The following is a 21,290-nucleotide window of genomic DNA, read 5'->3' as shown; positions in this document are numbered from 1 at the left end:
TTAAAAACTCCTTTATATTTTAATGATATTTAAAATTACTTCGCCTTTATTAGACTTCGCGTTGTTAACCGGTATAATCTCACTAAATTCTGCACTATTTGTGATGATAACTGGCGTAATTGTGTTGTATCCTTTTTCTTCTAATGAATCTTTATCAAATTTAATTAAAGGCATACCCTGAGATATTTCATCGCCTTCTGATACCAATACTTCAAATCCTTCACCGTTAAGCTCAACAGTTTCAAGACCGATATGAATCAAAATTTCTGCCCCATCTAAAGTATTAATTCCGATAGCATGCTTAGAAGGTGCAATCATGCTTACTTTTCCTTCTACTGGACTATAAATTGTATTATCCTTTGGCTCTATTGCTATACCTTTACCCATTAAACCTTCTGAAAATACTGGATCTGGTACTTTTTCAAGTTGAACAATATTTCCTGATACTGGTGAATTAACTTCAATTTCTAATTTTTCATTTGGAACGACTGCGTTCGATTGATTTGCATCAGCAGTTTCAACTTGTTCAGTTGTATCTTCACCATAACCAAAAATTTGAATGAGTATAATAGGTAAAATAATCGCAATCGCAGTACCAATTAAAATCCCCCAAATTGACGATACATTATCTGCATTATAACCATTTACTATTGTTAATGGACCTGGTAACCCTGCATAAGCATAATATTTTGGATTGAAGAAACTGGCAACAAATGCACCAATTGCACCACTAATACAGGCAATGATAAATGGCTTTTTAAATCTTAAGTTCACACCATATATTGCGGGTTCTGTTATTCCAAAAATACCTGTGATACCAGCAGATGATGATACCCTCTTAACTTCTTGACTTTTCGCTTTAATAAATACACCTACAACCGCACCAACTTGCGCTATAACAGCGATTGTTTGATAAGCTTGGAATGAATCACTTCCGTGTTGTTCAAAGTTTGCAAGAACAACTGGTGTAATTCCCCAATGTACACCAAATATTACAAACACTTGCCATACTCCACCAATAATTGCTCCTGCTAACCAAGGTGCAACTTCAACAAGTGAATTGTATCCATTCGCAATACCATGTGCTGCCAATGTTGAAATTGGACCAATTACTAACAATGTCACTGGCACCATAATAATAATAGATAAGAATGGTACAAACAGCGGTCTTACAACTTCATGAATTGTTTTATTTAGGAATTTTTCTAAGTAAGATAAAATCCAAACAAGCAATAATGGTGGTAAAACAGAAGATGTATATGCAGTTTCAGTTAACGGCATACCGAATAATCTAACTGTTTCTCCATCAGCAATTCTGTCGAGTATCGCAGTAAAATCTGGACTCACTAATGCTGCAGAACATGCAATAGCTATGTACATATTCACATTAAAATGTTTGGCTGCTGTAATCGCAATAAAAATTGGTAAGAATGTAAATGGTGCCCAAGATATGAAATTGAATACTTCATATGTTCCTGTTTTAGAAAATGATGGTGCAATTAAATTAATTAATATCAATAAACCTTGTAAAATACCTGCAGCAGCTAATATATAAATAAACGGTGCAAATACAGCTGACATTGTAGCAATAACTCTATTTAATATACTTCCTTTATCTTCTGTTTCATTTTGCTGCTGATTCTTATTAGAACCACCTATCATTTCATCAAAAGCCTTATGAACATCTCCAACATTATTCCCAATAACTACTTGAAATTGTCCATTATTTTCAACAACTGTAACGACACCTTCTATTTTTTTTACTTTTTCATTCGCAGTTGGATCTGACCTTTTTAGTACAAGTCTTAACCGTGTTGCACAATGTGTGCTTTTAACAATATTTTCTTCCCCGCCAATTACCTCAAGAATCTCTTTAGCTATTCTTTCGTTTTTGTTCGCCATAATTCCACCTCAATTATCCCGTTTTCTATTTGTATACTCTTACATTATAATTATACCGATACAATTTGTAAAGATAGATACAAAACTAAATAGCACTATTAATTTAACAAATGCTATAATGTAAGTATTATCAACGAAAAGTGGGGTTTAATATGCTGAAGTACGAATTAATTGCTGAACGTATTGAAGAGCTAATAGAGAATGGACAATATGAAGCTGGAGACAAATTACCAAGCGTAGAAATATTAAGATCTGAATTTAATGTAAGTAAGAGTACAATTATTAATGCTTTAAAAAGTCTCGAAAAAGAAGGATTAATTTACCAAGCAAGAGGAAGCGGTATTTATGTAAGAAATCCAAAAAGAGATGGCTACTTAAACTTATTTACTGCAGATGGATTTTCAGATGATTTGAAAGGTCACGAAGTAACAAGCAAAGTCTTAAAAATAGCTGAAATTAAACCTGAAGAACACATTAAAACTCAATTAAAATTACAAGATAATGAAACTGTATATTATGTAGAGCGAATTAGATACGTTGATGGCAAAGTATTCTGTATAGAAACTTCGTATTTCAGTAAAAATGTTGTACTATATATGAACGAAGAAATAGCAAACGGCTCTATATTCGATTACGTAGAAAACAATTTAAAAGTAAAAGTCGGTTTCACAGATATTTATTTTAAAATAGATAAACTATCTGCCAGTGATGCTGGGCATTTACAATTAAACGAAGGCGATCCATCATTAGAATATGAACAAATATTTTATACAAGTACCGGCATACCTTTCGACTATTCTAAAATTATTTTCCATTACAAAAACTCACGATTCTATATACCTTCTGTAAAATAATCTTATGTGTATGGTTATATGGGTGAATCGCACGATATCTTCTAAGTCTTCGTGCGTTTTTGCCCGATTTGAGCCGAATCGCACGATATCTTCTGAGTCTTCGTGCGTTTTTGCCCGATTTGAGCCGAATCGCACGATATCTTCTGAGCCTTCGTGCGTTTTATCCCGATTTGAGCCGAATCGCACGATATCTCTACAGTCTTCGTGCGTTTTGCCCGGATTTAGCCTGAATCGCACGATATCTTCTGAGTCTTCGTGCGTTTTTGCCTGATTTAGACCGAATCGCACGATATCTCGAAAGTCTTCGTGCGTTTTAACCCGATTTGAGCCGAATCGCACGACATCTCTACAGTCTTCGTGCGTTTCTATCGAATTACATTACAAAATGAGGCAGTGACAAATTGATTGTCACTGCCTCTTATCATTTTATTGAAATAGATGTCTGTCTCACACTATATATTTTTTAAATTTCACTTTACTCATCTTCTGTTGGATTGATAGCTTGTATGAATTTGAATTTTGCATCTTCATATTCAAATTCTAATATACAACAATTCGTAAATTTAACTTCTTTCACTTGCTCAAATGGTAACCACAACTGTAAGAACATAAATATAGCACCACCGTGACTAACTGCTAACATTGTATCTGCTTCGTCATTTTTCATGATTTCTGTTAATGTTTCATTCATTCTATTTTGAACATCTACACTTGATTCTCCACCATAATCAACGAAGTAGTCTCCATATGATGTTTCACCAGGTTTATGTGGCGGATTCAATAATTCACTCTCCGCTTCAAACAAGCCAAAGTTCCATTCTTTTAGTCCTTTTAATCTAACATATGATTTCTCAGGGCATATTAATTCTAACGTATCACAAGCTCTTTCTTGTGTAGACGAATATAATGATTGAAACTGGACATTGGCTTCATCAAAATATGCTTTTGCCATTAGTGCCTGTTCTATTCCAAGCTTTGTCAAAGGTGAATCTGATGCACCTTGTATCTTTTTCTTTTCATTAAATAATGTCTGTCCATGTCGCATAAGATATAACTTCTTACTCAAGTGTCATCATCCTTTCAAAATATGTATTGTTCTAAATATATCCTACCACTAAAAATATCATTCTATAATTATCATGCACTGTATTCTATATTTTTATACTTTTATCTCTAATAATGTAACATCCTCTGTAAAGTGTAAAAGTCCTTCATTTAAAAAGAGTATTTCTATTGATTTATAAAATAATCTAAGTATAATAATTATAGTTAGTTTAATTTTTATAAATAGAAGGGAAATATATTATGTCACAAGTATTATTCATTACAGCTCATCCACATGATGAAACTGTTTCTTTTTCAATGGCAACAGCTAAAGCTTTTATCGAAAGTTATAAAACTACAAATCCTAACGATGAAGTAGTTCATATTGATTTATACAATTCATATATTCCACAAATTGATGCAGATGTATTTGCTGGTTGGGGTAAACTACAATCCGGAGCAGGCTTTGATGCACTTTCTGAAGGCGAACAAGGTAAAGTACGTCGCCTTAATGAATTAAGTGAGCAATTTGTAAATGCAGATAAATATGTATTCGTTACACCATTCTGGAACTTCTCATTCCCACCAGTAATGAAAGCATATCTAGACTCAGTATCAGTAGCAGGTAAAACATTCAAATATACTGCTGAAGGTCCAGTTGGTTTATTACCAGATAAAAAAGCGCTACATATCCAAGCACGTGGCGGATATTATAGCGAAGGACCAGCAGCCGAATTAGAAATGGGTCACCGTTACATCGGACAAATGATGAGTTTCTATGGCATAACTGACTTCGATGGATTAATCGTTGAAGGTCATAATGCTAACCCAGAAAAAGCAGAAGAAATTAAAGCTGACGGTATCGAACGCGCTAAAGCTTTAGGAAAAACTTTCTAATAAAACGACTATAAATAATTCTGTCGACAAAGGTTAAACTTTGTTGGCAGTTTTTTTGCGTACACTTTTAATGAGGAAATGAGAGACTTCCAAACTCCACTCCCTACATCACCTTCAAAATATTCATCAACATTTTCTTTGTTACTTTGCTTATGAAAGTATACAATTATATGTAAAGAACTATTCATTATTTTTAAGGGGATGAAACATATGGATACTGCATTTAATACAACAAAAGAGTTTGCACATGCTTTAGATAAAGCAGATGTTCTGCATCATGTTCGTGATCGTTTTTACATACAGCCTAATGAAATTTATATGGATGGAAATTCGTTAGGTCTTGCTTCTAAAGATGCTGAGGCAGCACTACTGAATGCACTTGAAGTTTGGAAAAAGGAAGGTATTAAAATTTGGAACGTTGAAGAGAGTAAATACTATCATTATTCTAAACAAATCGCTTCAAAAATGGCACCTCTAATCGGGGCTAATCCTGAAGAAGTCGTTATTGTTGGTAGCACAACTTCTAATATTCACCAAGCTTTAAGTACATTTTACGAACCAACTGACAAGAAATATAAAATATTAGTAGACGATTTAAACTTCCCTACTGACCGTTATGCTGTTGATAGTCAAGTTCGTCAAAAAGGATTAGATCCTGAAGATACTGTTAAAGTCGTGACAAGCTCTGATGGTATGTTTATTGATGAAGATGCAATTATCGATGCTATGACAGATGATGTTGCACTCATTCTATTACCTACCGTGCTTTATCGTTCTGCACAAGTACTAGATATGGAAAAATTAACGATGGCTGCTAAAGAACGTGACATTATAATCGGATGGGATTTATGTCATGCTATCGGCGCAATTGAAATGGATTTAACTCTAATTGATGCTGACTTTGCAGTATGGTGTACTTATAAATATTTATCAGGAGGTCCAGGTTCAACTGCTGGTTTATATATTAATAAAAAACACTTCAATAAAAATCCTGGTACTGCTGGATGGTTCGGAAACAAAGATGAAACACAATTCCAACTCAATCATACATTTGAACATCAACCAGATGCATCAGGTTGGCAAGTAGGAACACCTAATATTCTTTCAATGGCACCACTTGAAGGCGTGCTCAATATTTTTAATGAAATAGGTATGCATGCAATAAGAAATAAATCAGTACATATCACAGCATATTTGATGTATCTTATTGATGAAGCATTATCAGATTACGGCTATTCTGTTGGTAATTTACGTGATGATTTTAAACGTGGTGGTCATGTTTGTTTAGTTCATAATGAAGCCTATCGCATCAGTTTGGCACTTAAAGATAAAGGCGTTATACCTGACTTTAGAGAACCAAATGTTATACGCTTAGCACCTATTGCTTTATACACATCATATGAAGAAGTTTATAAAGTCGTTGAAGTCTTAAAAGAAATTGCACAAGAGCATTTATACGAACAATATAGTAACAAGCGTGGACTTGTCGTATAATGAATCAAGATTTTATAAAGGAGCAACATCATGTACAAGAAATATGGAGAAATCTTTCGTTTCATTATCGTAGGCGGTATTAACACAATCAATTATTACTGGGTATACTTATTATTGTTAAAAGTATTAGATATTAACTATTTAATAAGCCATATATCAGGATTTATTATAAGCTTCATCATATCGTTTTATCTAAATTGTTATTTTGTATACCATGTACAACCAACATTTAAAAAATTCATTCAGTTCCCTATCACGCAAGTTGTGAATATGGGTTTACAAACATTATTGTTGTATATATTTGTACAATGGCTACATTTGAACGAAACTTTCGCGCCATTCATAGGACTTGTCATTACAATACCAATAACATTTGTATTGTCTAAGTGGATATTAGTCGATAAATAAAAACACAGATGGTGAGACAAAAATAAGGATTTTTTTAAAATGAGAGAGCTTGAGACATAAATGTCTCAAGCTCTCATTTTTGTAATCAAGTCTACTTTCATAGCTACATATCTCTTTATAACAAGAACATCACAAAGAATGGTACGACTGCGACTACTACTATTCCTACTAGAACAAGTGAAATACTTGCCATTGATTCTTCTACTTCACCAAGCTCTTTTGCTGCTGCAACGCCTAATGTGTGTCCACTTGTTCCTAATGCTAATCCTCTTGCTATAGGGTTCGTTATGTTAAATAATTTTAATAACTTATTCCCTAATGCCATGATAATTACTGCATTTAATATAACAGCTAATGATGTTAACTCTTTAATACCTGATATACCTTCTGAAACAGGTAACGCTATTGCTGTTGTAGCTGCTTGAGGTAACATAGATGCGATGATATCATCACCAAATTGGAATGCTTTTGCTACTATATAAATAATGACTAATGCAGCTACTGTTCCTACTGCAATACCTCCCATAATATGGTGCCAATGTTTCTTCAAGACTTCGCGTTTTTTATACAAAGGAATTGCGAAACATATTGTCGCTGGTTCTAAGAAGAAGTTAATAATATCTCCACCGATTTTATAGTTTTCATATGGTATACCTGTAGCTTTTAAAAATACGATACCAACTACCATACTGAAAAATAATGGTGCAAATAAGAAAAATCCATTTGATCGTTTAAATAAATATGTACCGATTAAGAATACTGCAACTGATAATCCGATACCGAAATATGGTGTATTGACTCCTAAATGTTCCATCATGCGTAATCACCTGCCACACGTTTATGTTTAATATCTTTCACACTTTCAGATGTTTTTTCACTTGGTTTAATAATCATTTGTGAAAATATACCTGTACAAACGAGTAATAAAATTGTTGATATAATAATCAATAATATGATGAGAATAGGACTTGTACTCAATACGCCTAATGAGTTAATAACTGAAATACCTGCTGGTACGAAAAGGAATCCAATATTATTTGTTAATGCTGTTCCAACCGCTTCTACTTGCTCTAATTTAACAATACCTGTCGTTAATGCGACAAACATTAATACTAACCCAATTACTGATGCTGGCATTGGAATTGGCATAAAGCTTTCTATTATATGTGATATCAATAATATTATGGATATCGTTAATACTTGCTGAAAGAAGTTATTTACTTTTTTCATTCTGACAACCTCCCGAATTAATCTCTTAAGGTTATCTTAATATGAAAATAATGAATTAAAGCGTTTTCATGGCGAAATGCAATATTTGAAGTCTAAGTTACTAAATAGTTACTGTGAAAATTATACTAACCCTATTTCTGATTTAAACGTTTTCATATAAGAACGACTTACCTGTAATTTGATATTACCTGTCAATGTTACTTGATACGTAGAATTGAACCAGTGTTCAACAGATTGGATATGCTTTTTATTGATGATACTTGCGCGATGAATTCGTAAAAACTTTGTATCGTTAAGCTTTTTTTCATAAAAGCTGAGTGGTTCGCTTGTTTCATATTCAGTTTCTACTGTATTTATAGTCGTAACACCTTGATTAACCGAAATCGCAATGATGTCATTTATATTTAATACATAAATGCGATCTTCTATTTCAATCGGTAACACTTCATCTTGATTCACTTGTTTTGTCTCAATTGTATGATGGCTTTCAGCATTTGTAATTTTTTTAATTGCTTGTTCAATTCTTGATTTTTCAAATGGTTTCAAAATATAGTCTGTAGCTTCTAACTCAAACGCTTGTACTGCATACGTATCATGAGCAGTTGCAAATATAATATGAGGAACATGTTTCATTTTGTTGATTTTCTTTGCCAAATCTAAGCCACTTTCTTCCATTAAATTAATATCTAAGAAAATGACATCAAATTCGTGAGATAACAATTGCTCTAAAGTTTCTTCGATATTTTCTGCTTCTTCAATTTGACTAAAAGAACCAATTTGATTGAGTAAATATTTTAGTTCATTACGTGCCAATGGTTCATCGTCAACGATAAGTGCTTGCATTACATACCCTCTTCTCTATATTTATGCGGTATTTCAGTACTTACTTCTGTACCTTTATTGCTCGTTTCTATTTGTAATTCTGCCGAGTGGCCACACAATCCCATTAATCTTTTATTTAAATTTTCAAGCGCACTACCTGTTCCCGATTGAGATTCTACAATAGCCTTTCCTATGATGTCTTTCTTATCTTCCGGAATACCTTGTCCATTGTCTTTTACTGATAATTTAATCGATTGATTTTGATTGAGAACAGATACCCAAATTCGATTATCATCTTTTCTATTTGTAAATGCATGTTTAATAGCATTTTCGACTAATATTTGAATGACAAACGGCGGGACAAGTGATGAATGATTTTGGTCAGGTATATCATATTCAATAACAAAGTGATCAGGATATCTTGCTTGTTCTAAAGCAATATACGCACGCACTTGCTCAAGCTCTTTTTCTATCGTAATCATATTGTTTCTAGCACCTTGTAAATTAGATCGGAAGAAGTGACTCAGTTGTAACAATAATTGACGTGCTTTTTCATGATCTATTCGGATAAGTGCCGAAATTGTGTTCATTGCATTAAAGAAGAAATGTGGATTCACTTGCGCTTGTAATGACTTAATTTCAGCGTCTTGAAGTAATTGTCTTTGCATTTCTACAGCACCTAATTCTAACTGGCTAGAGAATATTTTAGCCAAACCTTCTGCAAGTCGTTTCTCCACAAATGTTAAATCATGATAATCTGTAAAATATAACTTCAAAGTACCTACAATATCATCATGCACATATAATGGTATGACAATAGCCGCTTCTAATGGACAATTAGGATGTTGACACCCTATATCTTTACTTGTATAAACTTCTTTTTGATTCCCCGTTTCAATTACCTCTTTAGATAAATCTGTAATAATAGTTTTGTCAGGTGTATGATGATCACTTGCGACACCAACATGCGCTAATATATGTGTTTTATTAGTAATTGCCACTGCTGAAACCTTCATTAAATCTTTTATAATTTTAGCAGCTTGATGAGCAGAAGATTCTGTTAACCCTTCTTTAAAATAAGGCAAAGTGTGATTAACTAATTTCAAAACATCATGCGTTTGAATAGCCCTCATTTGCTCTTCTTGTTTAACAGTTGAAATGATTATAGACATAAATATTGCCGTACCTAAACCATTTATAATAATCATTGGTAATGCTATAAGTTGTACAAGTTCCCATGCATCAGCCTTTTGAGAAGAGAATATTAATATACAAATCATTTGTATCACTTCTGTTGAAGCACCTACTATAGCGCTTTGTGTAACTGATAAATAGCCTTTAGATTTCATTGCATATGTACCAAAATAGCCTGCAACCAAACCAATAACAATAGATGATATTAAATAAGTATAAGCATCAGCACCACCTATATAAACTCTGAATATTCCCGATAGTACACCTACAAATACACCTACAAAAGGTCCACCAATAAGACCCGAAACACCAATAGTTAATACACGGGTATTGGCAAGTGATACTTCTGGACCAAGATGTAAATAAATCATACTTGATACAATTTCTCCATTATGAATAGCAACGCCAGTAAAGTTAGACAGTAGAGCAAATGAAGAGAATACTATAATTAAACGCCATTTTACATACCATTTTTCACGCTCACCCATCATATTTTTAAAGTAAGAAGTATTCATTAATATATACGCTACAAGGATAATGAGACCTACACGTTCTAATAGTAAAACAAATAAATTCAACATATTTACACCCATCATTCCTATAATTTTTATTCGATTTTATACCAACAAATATTTTACCATACGAAAGTTGAAAACTATTATATAAAGTGTCATTGTTATATTAATGAATATAATGTTAGCTATTGTTAATATAACGAAAAGAGCTTAGGACATTTACGTCCCAAGCTCTTTCAATTTTTTAATAAACCCTATCCTCACATATGCACTATAATTCTGTTCTAAGTTCCCACAATTCTGGGAAGAATGCTTGATCAATGACACGTTTCAAATAGTTAACGCCTGAACTTCCGCCTGTCCCTATTTTAAATCCTATAATTCTTTGTACAGTCTTCATATGTCTAAATCGCCATTGACTATATCTATCTTCAACGTCTGTTAATTTTTCTAGTAATTCATATAGTTCAAAGTAATCTTCTGAATTTAAATAAATTTCTTTAAATGCTTCTTTGACTGAATCATTGCGTTCGTAATTCTTTGTTACTTCTCTGTTTAACACATCTTTATCGATATCGAATCCTGCTCTATTCACTGCTTTGATTGTTTCATCGTATATACTTGGTCTTTCAAGTTGATTTTTTAATTGATTATAAATGTTTGGGTCTTTTTCATATATTTTCAACGCGTGTGTTGTTTTATAACCAAGGCTATATTCAATCATTCTATTTTGAAAAGATTGAAATCCAGATGAGCTCCCTAAATCATCTCTGAATTTCAAATAATCACTTGGTGTCATCGTAGATAATACTTCCCATACTTGAATGAGTTGTTTTTGAATATTACCTACTCTTGCTAATTTTTTAAAAGCTTGTTTATATTGATCTAGTTTTATATCTTCACAAGCTGAATTAATTTCATGAATAATCAAGTTCATCCATAGTTCTGAAACTTGATGTACAATAATAAATAATTTCTCATCGTGAGCATCTGTTAAAGTATGTTGTGCTGATAATATTTTATCTAAACCTAAGTACTCACTATATGTCATATCTTCTGTAAAATCCGTTTTAACGCTTTCCCCTTTAATTGATTCATCTTGATAATGACTCATCATTATTCCCCCTTTTTTGCTATAGTTGCTCTTATAGGTGAACCGTCTGCACCAACGATATTCAATGGTAATCCTATAAAATCATAATATCCTTGTGTAACATCTTCTAATAATAAATTTTCAATATTGATAATATCATAGCGATTAAACGCATGATGATTATCTAAAGTTTTAGAATCTATGTCATCTACTGAAGCTACATCAATTCCAAATACCTTTATACCAATTGATGACAAATAAGCGATTGCTTCTTCAGTTAGGACTGGAACTGTATCCGGAAACACATCAGCATGAGCTTGAGACTTTGTTTTAATCATAATTATTGTCCCTTTAATATCGAAACCTTCTAGTATCTCTCGCGTAATAAGCGCTTCTCCAATTACTTCTACTAAAGTAGCTTCTCCAATTAGTCTATTTACATCAATCTCATGAATCTTTATTCCATCATTATCAAAATGAAATGGTGCGTCCATATGTGTCCCAATATGCGTACTCGTTGAAATACAACCAATATTTACAGACCCTGTTTCTTCTTTATTTGCAGATAATTCAAAACGGAAAGGCTCATCTCCTGGCCAATTTGCTATATCATTTGTTAATGGTTGTGTAATATCAATCCACATAAACATGCTCCTCTACTTGTGTAATCGTTTTCATTTTACCTTCTTTTAATTCTATTGTACATGAATTCTGATATTTAAGGTGGGTACTGTTTAGCAATGAATGATATTTGGGTAAACTCATAATGAGGTGAATGAATATGTCATACATACGTGTACACGGAGCAAACCAGAATAATTTAAAAAATATTAATATAGATATCCCGAAACATCAATTAACAGTCTTCACTGGAAGATCTGGTTCGGGAAAATCATCACTAGTTTTTAGTACTTTAGCAGCTGAATCAGAACGTTTATTAAATGAAACTTATTCAAGTTATGTACAAAATCAACTGACATCTTATGAAAAGCCGGATGTTGATAGAATAGAACATTTACCAGTTGCCATGATTATAAATCAAAAAAGATTGGGTGGAAATTCACGTTCTACAGTAGGAACAATATCTGACATTTACGCTTCAGTTAGACTTTTATGGTCAAGAGTGGGCGAGCCTTTTGTTGGATATTCGAGCGTATTTTCATTTAATAATCCAAGTGGCATGTGCGAACGTTGCCAAGGACTCGGTTATGTTGAAGATATCGACTTAAACGAGTTGTTAGATTATGATAAATCTTTAAATGAAGATGCGATAAAGTTCCCATCATTTAGACCAGATAGCTGGCGTGGCAAACGTTATTTATATAGTGGTTTATTTGATAATGACAAGAAACTTAAAGACTTTACTAAAGAAGAAATGGACACATTCCTTTATACAAAACCAAAAAAACTTAAAAATCCTCCAGAAAATTGGCCAAAAACTGCTAAATTTGAAGGTTTGATTCATCGTTTTAGACGCTCATTTCTATTGAATGATAATTTCGAAAAGAAACGTTTTCTAGAAGACGTAAATAGAGTTGTTACTTCCCATAAATGTCCAAAATGTCATGGTAAAAGACTAAACGATAAAATTTTAAGTTGCAAAATAAATGGACTAAGCATTACTGACTTTACAGCTCTTTCAATAGATGATGCGATTGAATTTCTAAATAAACTTAAAGACAAAAAAGCTGCATATATTATTAAACCATTATTAGAGCAGTTAGAAGCTTTATCTTATGTTGGATTAAATTATTTAACATTGGACCGTAAGACACCTTCTCTATCAGGAGGAGAATCTCAACGCATTAAATTAATACGTCACTTAAATAGTCCACTATCTGACCTCGTCTATATTATTGATGAACCTAGTGTTGGCTTACATCCTGAAGATATTGAAAAAATAAATGACATTATGAAATCTATAAGAGATAAAGGCAATACAGTACTCGTCGTAGAACATGACCCTGACGTTATTCGTATTGCAGACCACGTTATAGACATCGGACCCGGTGCAGGCAAACATGGTGGTGAAATTACATTCACAGGTACTTATCATGAGTTGTTACAATCTGATACTTCTACTGGTAAAGCTTTAAAACGACAACACAAATTAAAAACATTACCTAGAAACACACAGAGCTATATCAATTTAAAAAATATATCAGAAAACAACTTAGTAAACGTGTCCGTTGATATACCTAAAAATATTTTATCTGTTATTACAGGTGTAGCAGGTTCCGGAAAAAGCACATTATTAAAAGCAGGACTTAAATCTCATAAAGAGACTACTTTCATTGACCAAAAACCTGTACATGCTTCAAATCGTTCAAACTTGCTAACTTATATGGATCTCTTTGATGAAGTAAGAGAATTCTTCAGCAAAGAAACAGGACTAAAGAAAAGTATGTTTAGCTATAACTCAGAAGGTGCCTGTCCAGAATGTCATGGTAAAGGCGTTATCAAAACAGAACTTGCATTTATGCCTGACTTTTCACAAGTTTGCGAAGTGTGTAAAGGAACCAGATATAAACCAGAAGTATTAGAAGCCAAAGTAAACGGTTATTCAATAGCAGATGTATTAGCACTAACAGTTGAAGAAGGAATGAACATATTTAAAAATAACAATAAAGTATACACACGTCTTACACATTTAGAATCAACCGGCCTACATTATATGACTTTAGGACAATCACTAGATACATTATCAGGCGGAGAAATACAACGCGTTAAACTGAGCAGATATTTAGATCAATCCGCTTCAAACCAAATATTCATATTCGACGAACCAACAACAGGACTGCATGAAGATGACATACCAACATTATTATCATGTTTCGAACAACTCATCCAACAAGGCAACACCGTCATATTAATAGAACATAACTTGACTATGATGACACATGCAGACTGGATAATCGACGTAGGACCCGGAGCAGGTATGAACGGAGGTAAAATATTATATAGTGGCGAACCAAAAGGCTTATTAGAAATAGAAGAATCAGTAACAGCCAAACATTTGAATAGATATGTAGAAATATAGAAAAGACCCCACCTAATTCGAAGAAGATAAACTTTCGAATTAGGTGGGGTCTTTTAATATAGGAAGTAAATAAGTTTCATGTTAAAGAGATACCGTGCGTTTTGCTCGGATTTAGCCTGAATCGCACGATATCTCGAAAGTCTTCGTGCGTTTTGCCCGGATTTGACTCGAATCGCACGATATCTCGAAAGTCTTCGTGCGTTTTGCTCGGATTTGACTCGAATCGCACGATATCTCGAAAGTCTTCGTGCGTTTTGCCCGGATTTGACTCGAATCGCACGATATCTCGAAAGTCTTCGTGCGTTTTAGCCCGATTTGACCTGAATCGCACGATATCTTGAAAGTCTTCGTGCGTTTTGCTCGAATTTAGACTCAATCGCACGATATCTCCTCAGTCTTCGTGCGATTCTAATCAGGCTAATTTTGAGAATGAAGTTTATACTTCAAATTCTTCTTTTTCTCTTAATTTTTCTTTAACGTAATCATAGTTTCCTTCAAATTTAGTTAATTTTTTATCTTTTAATAAATATGTTATATCAAATAGCTTATTCAAGAAGTATCTATCATGTGAAACTGCGATGATTGTACCATTATAATCTAACAATGCGTCTTCTATTGTTTCTTTTGCATCTATATCTAAATGGTTTGTTGGTTCGTCTAATACTAGCACGTTAAAATCTTGATTCACAATTTGTGCCCAACGTAATCTCATTTTTTCTCCACCACTTAGACTACTGATTTTATTAAATACATCTTCTCCATAGAACATAAATTGTGCAAGTATATGTCTAGCTTGACCTTCTGTTACATGAACTACATCTCTAAATGTTTCGATAACTGTTTGGTTATCAATATTTTCAAAAGTGTGTTGTGATAAATAACCTATTCTTAAATTAGATGCTCTTTTAACTATTCCTTCATCTGGTTCTATTTGATTTATCATCATTTTTAATAATGTACTCTTTCCTGTTCCATTATCTCCTATTATAGATACATGTTCTTTTCTTCTAATGAGTAAATCAATTTCTTCAAACAATATATCTTCGTACATCTTAGAAACACTTTCTAATTCTATTACATCGTTAGAAACACGTTGTCCTTCTGCTAAATTCACGTTCATTCTTTTATGTTCTAGTATAGGCTTATCTAATTTCTTTATTCTATCCAATGCTTTTTCCATACTTTTTGCCCGTTTAAATAAAGCTGCATTTGGTGGATTTGCTTGGCTTGCCCATAATCTTAATTGCTTAATCGAGTCTTCCATTTTCTTAATTTTCTTTTGTTGTGTTTGATATGCTTCAAATTCATTTATAATTCTTACTTCTTTTTCTTTAACAAAATAACTATAATTACCATGGTATATATGCAATTGACCTTGATCAATTTCTAATATTTGATTAACTGTGTCATCTAAAAAGTATCTATCATGAGAAACTATGACAACTGCGCCTGAATATTGCTTTATAAAATCTGCTAACCAATCAATAGATGAAATGTCTAAATGATTGGTAGGTTCATCTAATAATAACAATTTAGGTTGTTGTAATAGTATTTGAGCTAACCCTACTTTCGTTCTTTCTCCTCCAGAGAGTTTCTCCCACGTATGATTTAATAAATGATTTATTTTTAATCCGTGACTTACTCGTCTTATTTGAGCATCTATTTCATATCCACCTAGTTGTTCGAACAATTCTTGTAATTGCCCATACTTCTTTAATAATTGTTCTATTTTGTCAGTTTCATTAGCCATCTCAGCTTCGATTAACTGCATTTTCTGTGAAATGTTATTAACTTCTTCAAATACTTCTGTTAAGCATTCATATACTAGTTTGCCATCTTCATAGTTTGGTAATTGATTCAAATATCCAATTGATATATTCTTCTGCCAGCTTATTTGCCCTTCTGTAGGCGATTCTATACCAGCCATCAATTTTAACAATGTACTTTTACCTTCACCATTTCTTCCAACTAGACCTACACAGTCCCCTTCATTCAAGTCATATTTAATATCTTCAAATATAACATCACCTGTATAAGACTTAGATAATTTAGACATATTTATAATATTCATATTGCTTCCTCCAAAATCGTGCTACAAGGAAGCTGGTGTCAGACATTCCTTATAGCTATATTTTTCTTCAAAAAAGACATACTTCACCAATTTTGGAGAAACATTCGCAAATTTGTTGCGTACGATTACAAAGAATCTGCAACTATGAGCTAAAAGAAACATCTGAAACACCTCCGTTCATCAAAGTTATCTTCATTATATTACTGGTATAGTTATTTTACAATGCGATTCATTATTCTAAATCTTCGCCGATATTAACATTTGTGACGTAATTATCTACTATTGTAAATATAATAAGATTCCCCTCTACAATGAATCTATAATTTTTTCCGTTACTAGTTTCTTCTATAGTATAATCATTTCCATAAGCATTCATAATTTGTGATTTAGATATATGTTTCTGTTTTACCGGAAACTTGACACTAGCAGCATAATTATCGTTGTGGTTATTACCAAAATAAAACGTTTGATCATAAGAATTCATATTTTTAAAAGTTTCTCCATCATTTGATTGAGGTTGAACAATTCTATGACCATTCATTGTTACGTTCTTGTACACTAATGCGTTGATGAAAGTAGAATCTAAGATAAAGCTACCATCATGCCCTGTATTACCTTGATACTTATAGTAAGGTGTTGTTGCAGCTTCGACATCATTACCATCTTGACTAGGGATATTTACTACTCCAAACATTGTTCCGATTGAAATTCCTGTTGCAATTGTTAACTTTGCCACTTTATTCATTTCCACCACTCCCTTTAGCATAATTGTACACTTATATATTACAATAACATTACAAAGATTTCAAAAATGTTACGTCAAACGTTTTTTATTCTATAAGTAGTAATAATACTGATAATTCAGTCTTCTGATGATATAAATCTATTTAAACTTACTCGCACTAACTATGAAGTCTTTTATAATATTACTTAAAAGCTACAATAATCTTATTAAACTCATAGGATTTACTGAATCTTTATAACTTCAGAAAATTTTTATACTTTTTTCATCAACACTCAAAGCAATTTTTCAATGTTGAATGTCTCTCTTAATATCGAAGTTCAAAACTGTCATGAAAGTATTCTGTACGTAACACCTATTTCCCGGATTTTTTCATACAATTGCATACAATCGGTAAATTTAAGTGTAATATTACAAAATATCTCAACTGTAATTCTTTATTACAATATTTCTTGCACATTGTAATCTTTTGTTATTTGACTGTAATTTACAAGGCCTCTATTTATGTTATTGTTGTCTTGTCCCAATTTTCAGGGGAGAATTTTTAACTAACAAAGAAATCATCATCTTAAATAAGATACTAATAAATAAAAAATTATTCGGAGGGTTTTACAATTATGAAAAAAGCAATTTTAACATCATCATTAGCAGTAGCAATCGGAGCAACAGGAGTAGCATCTTCACAAGTAGCAGATGCATCTGAACAAGGCGTAAACAAAGAGCAATTAGCTCAATTAGCTCAATCAAATTCACCAGAACTTAATGAACATGCTGTCCAAGAAGGCGCATATGACATTAATTTCACATTAGATGGATTCGAATATAACTTTGAATCAGATGGAAACAACTTTACTTGGGAATATCATGCAACTAATGCAGCTGACACTGAAAGCACTCAAGCTCCAGTAGCTCAACAACAACCAGTTGCTGAACAAAACGTAGCTGAACAAACTCCAGCTCCAGCAGCAAACAACACTGCTAACGAACAAGCAACTCAAGAAGCACCTCAACAAGTAGAAGCGCCAAAACAAGAAACACAAGCACCAGCACAAGAAACTAAAACAACACAAACATCTTCAGCTTCTGAAGGTTCAAGTGTAAACGTTAATGATCACTTAAAAGCTATCGCTCAACGTGAATCAGGCGGCGACTTAAAAGCTGTTAACCCATCATCAGGTGCAGCTGGTAAATACCAATTCCTACAAACTACTTGGGATTCAGTAGCTCCAGCAGAATACAAAGGTGTATCACCTACAGAAGCTCCTGAACATGTACAAGATGCAGCAGCTGTTAAATTATACAACACTGCAGGCGCTTCACAATGGGTAACTGCATAATTAATTAAGCAGTACTAAAATTTTATTCAACAAACTAATCCAACGCCCTCGGCAATAGCCGAGGGCGTTTTTTATTGATTTAATATTCTATTTACATAACTTGCAACTTCCGGAAATGAAGTATAACCATCCCTATCACAAAAATGTCCATCGTGTTCAATGGTTACAAATTCAGAATTTAACTTTTTCGCTAAATTTTTACTGAGTTTATATGGAACTACGCGATCGTTTGTCGCAATAATACTTATAATATTGGGTACTTTTTCTTTAAGTTTTTCAAAATCTATATTGGTATGCTGAATATAATCATCGAGTTTGCTTAATTCCGAAATTTCTTCATAAAATCCTGCAACCAATACAAGACCTTTAATGTTCAACTTACCATCATATTTCGAAAGATAATTTAGCACTGTCACAACACCTAAACTATGCGCAACAATCACATTTTCACCAGAAGTTAAATCCACCTCTGCATTTAATGTATCCGTCCAATCACTCAATATAGGATTTGAAGAATTAGGAAAATCTAAAATCTTACTATCAACACTAGGAACATGTTGAGTCAACCACTTAAACCAATGCTTTTGACTATTAGCATTGTAACCATGTGCTATATATAAATATTTATTCATAACAATCACCTTTCGATTTAATGTACAAGTGCATTAATGATCCCTATAATAATTCCTCCAAATGGAAAAACGAGCCACCAAAATCTTGAAAAGAACTCCCAACCATTCCTTGGTCTATTATAATTAATATCTTGTTGAGGTGTTTCTCTGTAAGTTTCAATAATCGTTTTCTTTAAATTTTTATCTCCTTTTATTAACTCATCTAAAGATAAATCGAATATATCACTCATTTGAACTAGAATGTCTATGCCAGGATACACCTTACCCAGTTCCCATTTAGAAACACTTTGTCTTGTTACATGTAATTTAGCAGCCAATTCATCTTGTGACCATCCATTAAGCTCACGTTCTTCTTTAATTTTCGATCCAATATTCATGATTATTCACCCCTTTTCTACACTATAGAACTAATCATACAAAAAGTCCCGAAACTATTTTTTGCTTCCCACAGCAACCAGAAGTTGCGACCTTATTAAACCAACACTTACTTAGGTTATACCCATTTTCACAATTTTTATATTTAGAATACGGTCATACTACCCTCCGTCTCCTAATAAATATAAAAATTATTGTAGGGATTACTAGCGTAGAATATCTACAAACATTAATAATAAATAATGTTTGTTATACTAAATAATATAAATATATTTTAAGGAGTGAGTATATTGGCTATTCCTATTATTATAGATACAGATCCTGGTATAGATGACATCATTGCAATTTCTGCTGCCATACATAGTAAAGATTTAGATGTGAAACTCATTACTTCAGTAGGCGGTAATGTTGGGATTGAACATACTACACAAAACGCTTTAGATATTGTAAATTACTTTAAAAAAGATATACCTGTAGCAAAAGGTGTCGATACACCACTCATCAACAAGCTTGCTACTGCTGAACATGTTCATGGACATAATGGAATTGGTAATGTGCAATTCAAGACTTCATCTCTAACAAATATTTTAGAAGATCATGCCGTTATAGCAATGAAAGAAACGATAATGAATTCTGAAGAACCTATAACTTTAGTTCCTATTGGTCCTTTAACTAATATTGCATTATTATTTTCACTCTTCCCAGAAACTAAATGCAATATTAAACAAATTGTTTTAATGGGTGGAGCTGCAGTCGGAGGAAATGCAACACCATTAGCTGAATTCAATATATATGTAGACCCACACGCAGCTCAAATCGTATTTAATCAAGATATCCCTATCATTATGTGTGGTCTTGATGTAACAAGAGAAACTATGATTAACCATGATGATATACAAACACTCAAAAATCAAGGAGACTTTGGCAACTTAATAACTGACATGTTAGAAGTCTATAATGATGTAAATTCAGGTGAAAAACACGAACATATCATACATGATTTATGTACAATATTTTATATACTTTATCCAGAAATGTTCACAACAGAGCGAGCTGACGTTTCCGTTATAACAGAAGGACAAGCAGCCGGATGTACATACACAGAATTTAATAAAGAAGGTAAAGTTGAAGTCTGTATGCATGCAAATAATAAACAATTTAGAGCAAAATTTGTAGAATTCGTAAAAGACATACATCAATCGAGATAGATTGCACTTACTGGCAAAATTCTGAATTATGCTCCTTAGATTGGTCTTACTGGCAGAATTACGAATTATGCTCCTTAGAATGTTCTTACTGGCAGAATTCTGAATTTTGCTCCTTAGAATGTTCTTACTGGCAGAATTTCGAATTGTGCTCCTTAGATTGTTCTTACCTGGCAGAATTCTGAATTTTGCTCCTTAGATTGTTCTTACTGGCAGAATTCTGAATTTTGCTCCTTAGACTGTTCTTACTGGCAGAATTCTGGATTTTGCTCCTTAGATTGTTCTAACTGGCAGAATTCTGAATTGTGCTCCTTAGACACTACCACTTACGGACATTTCTCAGAATTATGTCTCTAACAACACCTCTTACGGACATTTCTCAGAATTTTGTCCCTAACAACACCTCTTACGGACATTTCTCGGAATTTTGTCCCT

The 21,290-nt window shown here is 32.9% G+C and carries 19 protein-coding genes; 7 read left to right on the top strand and 12 right to left on the bottom strand.

Annotated elements, in window-relative coordinates; translation table 11 throughout:
• Positions 1-12: 12 nt before the first annotated feature.
• Positions 13-1,902 carry a beta-glucoside-specific PTS transporter subunit IIABC gene (locus LQ608_RS12145; RefSeq protein ID WP_239752158.1) on the bottom strand — a complete coding sequence of 630 codons (1,890 nt, stop codon included), beginning with the start codon at positions 1,900-1,902 and terminating at the stop codon, positions 13-15.
• Between the two features lie 152 nt (positions 1,903-2,054).
• Between LQ608_RS12145 and LQ608_RS12140 the strand changes: the two genes are divergently transcribed.
• Entirely contained in the window at positions 2,055-2,756 is a 702-nt protein-coding gene (locus LQ608_RS12140; RefSeq protein ID WP_239752157.1) for a GntR family transcriptional regulator, read from the top strand.
• A gap of 475 nt (positions 2,757-3,231) precedes the next feature.
• Here the strand turns inward: LQ608_RS12140 and LQ608_RS12135 are convergent, their stop codons facing one another.
• Complete coding sequence (locus LQ608_RS12135) at positions 3,232-3,822, bottom strand: histidine phosphatase family protein (RefSeq protein ID WP_239752156.1); 591 nt, start codon at positions 3,820-3,822, stop codon at positions 3,232-3,234.
• Positions 3,823-4,061: 239 nt separating this feature from the next.
• Between LQ608_RS12135 and LQ608_RS12130 the strand changes: the two genes are divergently transcribed.
• The 3 genes from LQ608_RS12130 (at position 4,062) to LQ608_RS12120 (ending at position 6,599) form a co-directional block, all read left to right on the top strand.
• Positions 4,062-4,697 carry an FMN-dependent NADH-azoreductase gene (locus tag LQ608_RS12130; protein WP_115337093.1) on the top strand — a complete coding sequence of 212 codons (636 nt, stop codon included), beginning with the start codon at positions 4,062-4,064 and terminating at the stop codon, positions 4,695-4,697.
• A 210-nt stretch (positions 4,698-4,907) separates the two neighbouring features.
• Entirely contained in the window at positions 4,908-6,191 is a 1,284-nt protein-coding gene (gene kynU / locus LQ608_RS12125; RefSeq protein WP_239752155.1) for a kynureninase, read from the top strand.
• A gap of 30 nt (positions 6,192-6,221) precedes the next feature.
• Positions 6,222-6,599 carry a GtrA family protein gene (locus tag LQ608_RS12120; protein ID WP_078357841.1) on the top strand — a complete coding sequence of 126 codons (378 nt, stop codon included), beginning with the start codon at positions 6,222-6,224 and terminating at the stop codon, positions 6,597-6,599.
• 115 nt (positions 6,600-6,714) lie between these two features.
• On the opposite strand, the gene lrgB is transcribed toward LQ608_RS12120, so the two are convergent.
• The 6 genes from lrgB to LQ608_RS12090 form a co-directional block, all read right to left on the bottom strand.
• Positions 6,715-7,416 carry an antiholin-like protein LrgB gene (lrgB, locus tag LQ608_RS12115; protein WP_078357842.1) on the bottom strand — a complete coding sequence of 234 codons (702 nt, stop codon included), beginning with the start codon at positions 7,414-7,416 and terminating at the stop codon, positions 6,715-6,717.
• A complete protein-coding gene (lrgA, locus tag LQ608_RS12110; protein WP_239752154.1) occupies positions 7,413-7,829 on the bottom strand; it encodes an antiholin-like murein hydrolase modulator LrgA in 417 nt (138 codons plus the stop codon). The genes lrgB and lrgA overlap by 4 nt, the downstream gene beginning before the upstream one ends.
• Before the next feature lie 120 nt (positions 7,830-7,949).
• Positions 7,950-8,672, bottom strand: coding sequence for a response regulator transcription factor LytR (locus tag LQ608_RS12105; protein WP_107509352.1), 723 nt, complete (start codon positions 8,670-8,672; stop codon positions 7,950-7,952).
• Entirely contained in the window at positions 8,672-10,426 is a 1,755-nt protein-coding gene (locus LQ608_RS12100; protein ID WP_239752153.1) for a sensor histidine kinase, read from the bottom strand. The genes LQ608_RS12105 and LQ608_RS12100 overlap by 1 nt, the downstream gene beginning before the upstream one ends.
• Before the next feature lie 205 nt (positions 10,427-10,631).
• A complete protein-coding gene (gene kynA, locus LQ608_RS12095) occupies positions 10,632-11,474 on the bottom strand; it encodes a tryptophan 2,3-dioxygenase (protein ID WP_239752151.1) in 843 nt (280 codons plus the stop codon).
• Between the two features lie 2 nt (positions 11,475-11,476).
• Positions 11,477-12,097 carry a cyclase family protein gene (locus LQ608_RS12090; protein WP_239752150.1) on the bottom strand — a complete coding sequence of 207 codons (621 nt, stop codon included), beginning with the start codon at positions 12,095-12,097 and terminating at the stop codon, positions 11,477-11,479.
• Between the two features lie 137 nt (positions 12,098-12,234).
• Between LQ608_RS12090 and LQ608_RS12085 the strand changes: the two genes are divergently transcribed.
• Complete coding sequence (locus LQ608_RS12085) at positions 12,235-14,493, top strand: ATP-binding cassette domain-containing protein (RefSeq protein ID WP_239752148.1); 2,259 nt, start codon at positions 12,235-12,237, stop codon at positions 14,491-14,493.
• A 436-nt stretch (positions 14,494-14,929) separates the two neighbouring features.
• On the opposite strand, the gene abc-f is transcribed toward LQ608_RS12085, so the two are convergent.
• Positions 14,930-16,564, bottom strand: coding sequence for a ribosomal protection-like ABC-F family protein (abc-f, locus tag LQ608_RS12080; RefSeq protein ID WP_239752147.1), 1,635 nt, complete (start codon positions 16,562-16,564; stop codon positions 14,930-14,932).
• A 232-nt stretch (positions 16,565-16,796) separates the two neighbouring features.
• Positions 16,797-17,309: an immunodominant staphylococcal antigen IsaB family protein gene (isaB, locus tag LQ608_RS12075; RefSeq protein ID WP_107509347.1), complete on the bottom strand. Its 513-nt coding sequence runs from the start codon at positions 17,307-17,309 to the stop codon at positions 16,797-16,799.
• Between the two features lie 614 nt (positions 17,310-17,923).
• Here isaB and LQ608_RS12070 point away from each other — a divergent pair.
• The gene (locus LQ608_RS12070; RefSeq protein WP_239752146.1) at positions 17,924-18,643 is read left to right on the top strand and encodes a transglycosylase family protein; all 720 of its coding nucleotides are present in this window, start codon (positions 17,924-17,926) and stop codon (positions 18,641-18,643) included.
• A gap of 71 nt (positions 18,644-18,714) precedes the next feature.
• Here the strand turns inward: LQ608_RS12070 and LQ608_RS12065 are convergent, their stop codons facing one another.
• Together LQ608_RS12065 and LQ608_RS12060 are read right to left on the bottom strand one after the other, a co-directional pair.
• Entirely contained in the window at positions 18,715-19,275 is a 561-nt protein-coding gene (locus LQ608_RS12065; RefSeq protein WP_239752145.1) for an RBBP9/YdeN family alpha/beta hydrolase, read from the bottom strand.
• A 17-nt stretch (positions 19,276-19,292) separates the two neighbouring features.
• A complete protein-coding gene (locus tag LQ608_RS12060) occupies positions 19,293-19,652 on the bottom strand; it encodes a helix-turn-helix domain-containing protein (RefSeq protein ID WP_239752144.1) in 360 nt (119 codons plus the stop codon).
• Between the two features lie 288 nt (positions 19,653-19,940).
• Here LQ608_RS12060 and LQ608_RS12055 point away from each other — a divergent pair, with 288 nt between their 5' ends.
• The gene (locus LQ608_RS12055; RefSeq protein WP_239752143.1) at positions 19,941-20,858 is read left to right on the top strand and encodes a nucleoside hydrolase; all 918 of its coding nucleotides are present in this window, start codon (positions 19,941-19,943) and stop codon (positions 20,856-20,858) included.
• Positions 20,859-21,290: the final 432 nt, after the last annotated feature.

It is taken from the genome of Mammaliicoccus sp. H-M34 (assembly GCF_022386495.1).
In the GTDB taxonomy this organism is placed as follows: Bacteria; Bacillota; Bacilli; order Staphylococcales; family Staphylococcaceae; genus Mammaliicoccus; species Mammaliicoccus fleurettii.
The sequence above is the reverse complement of the archived record's forward strand: the minus strand, read 5'-3'. Positions and strand labels throughout refer to the sequence as shown.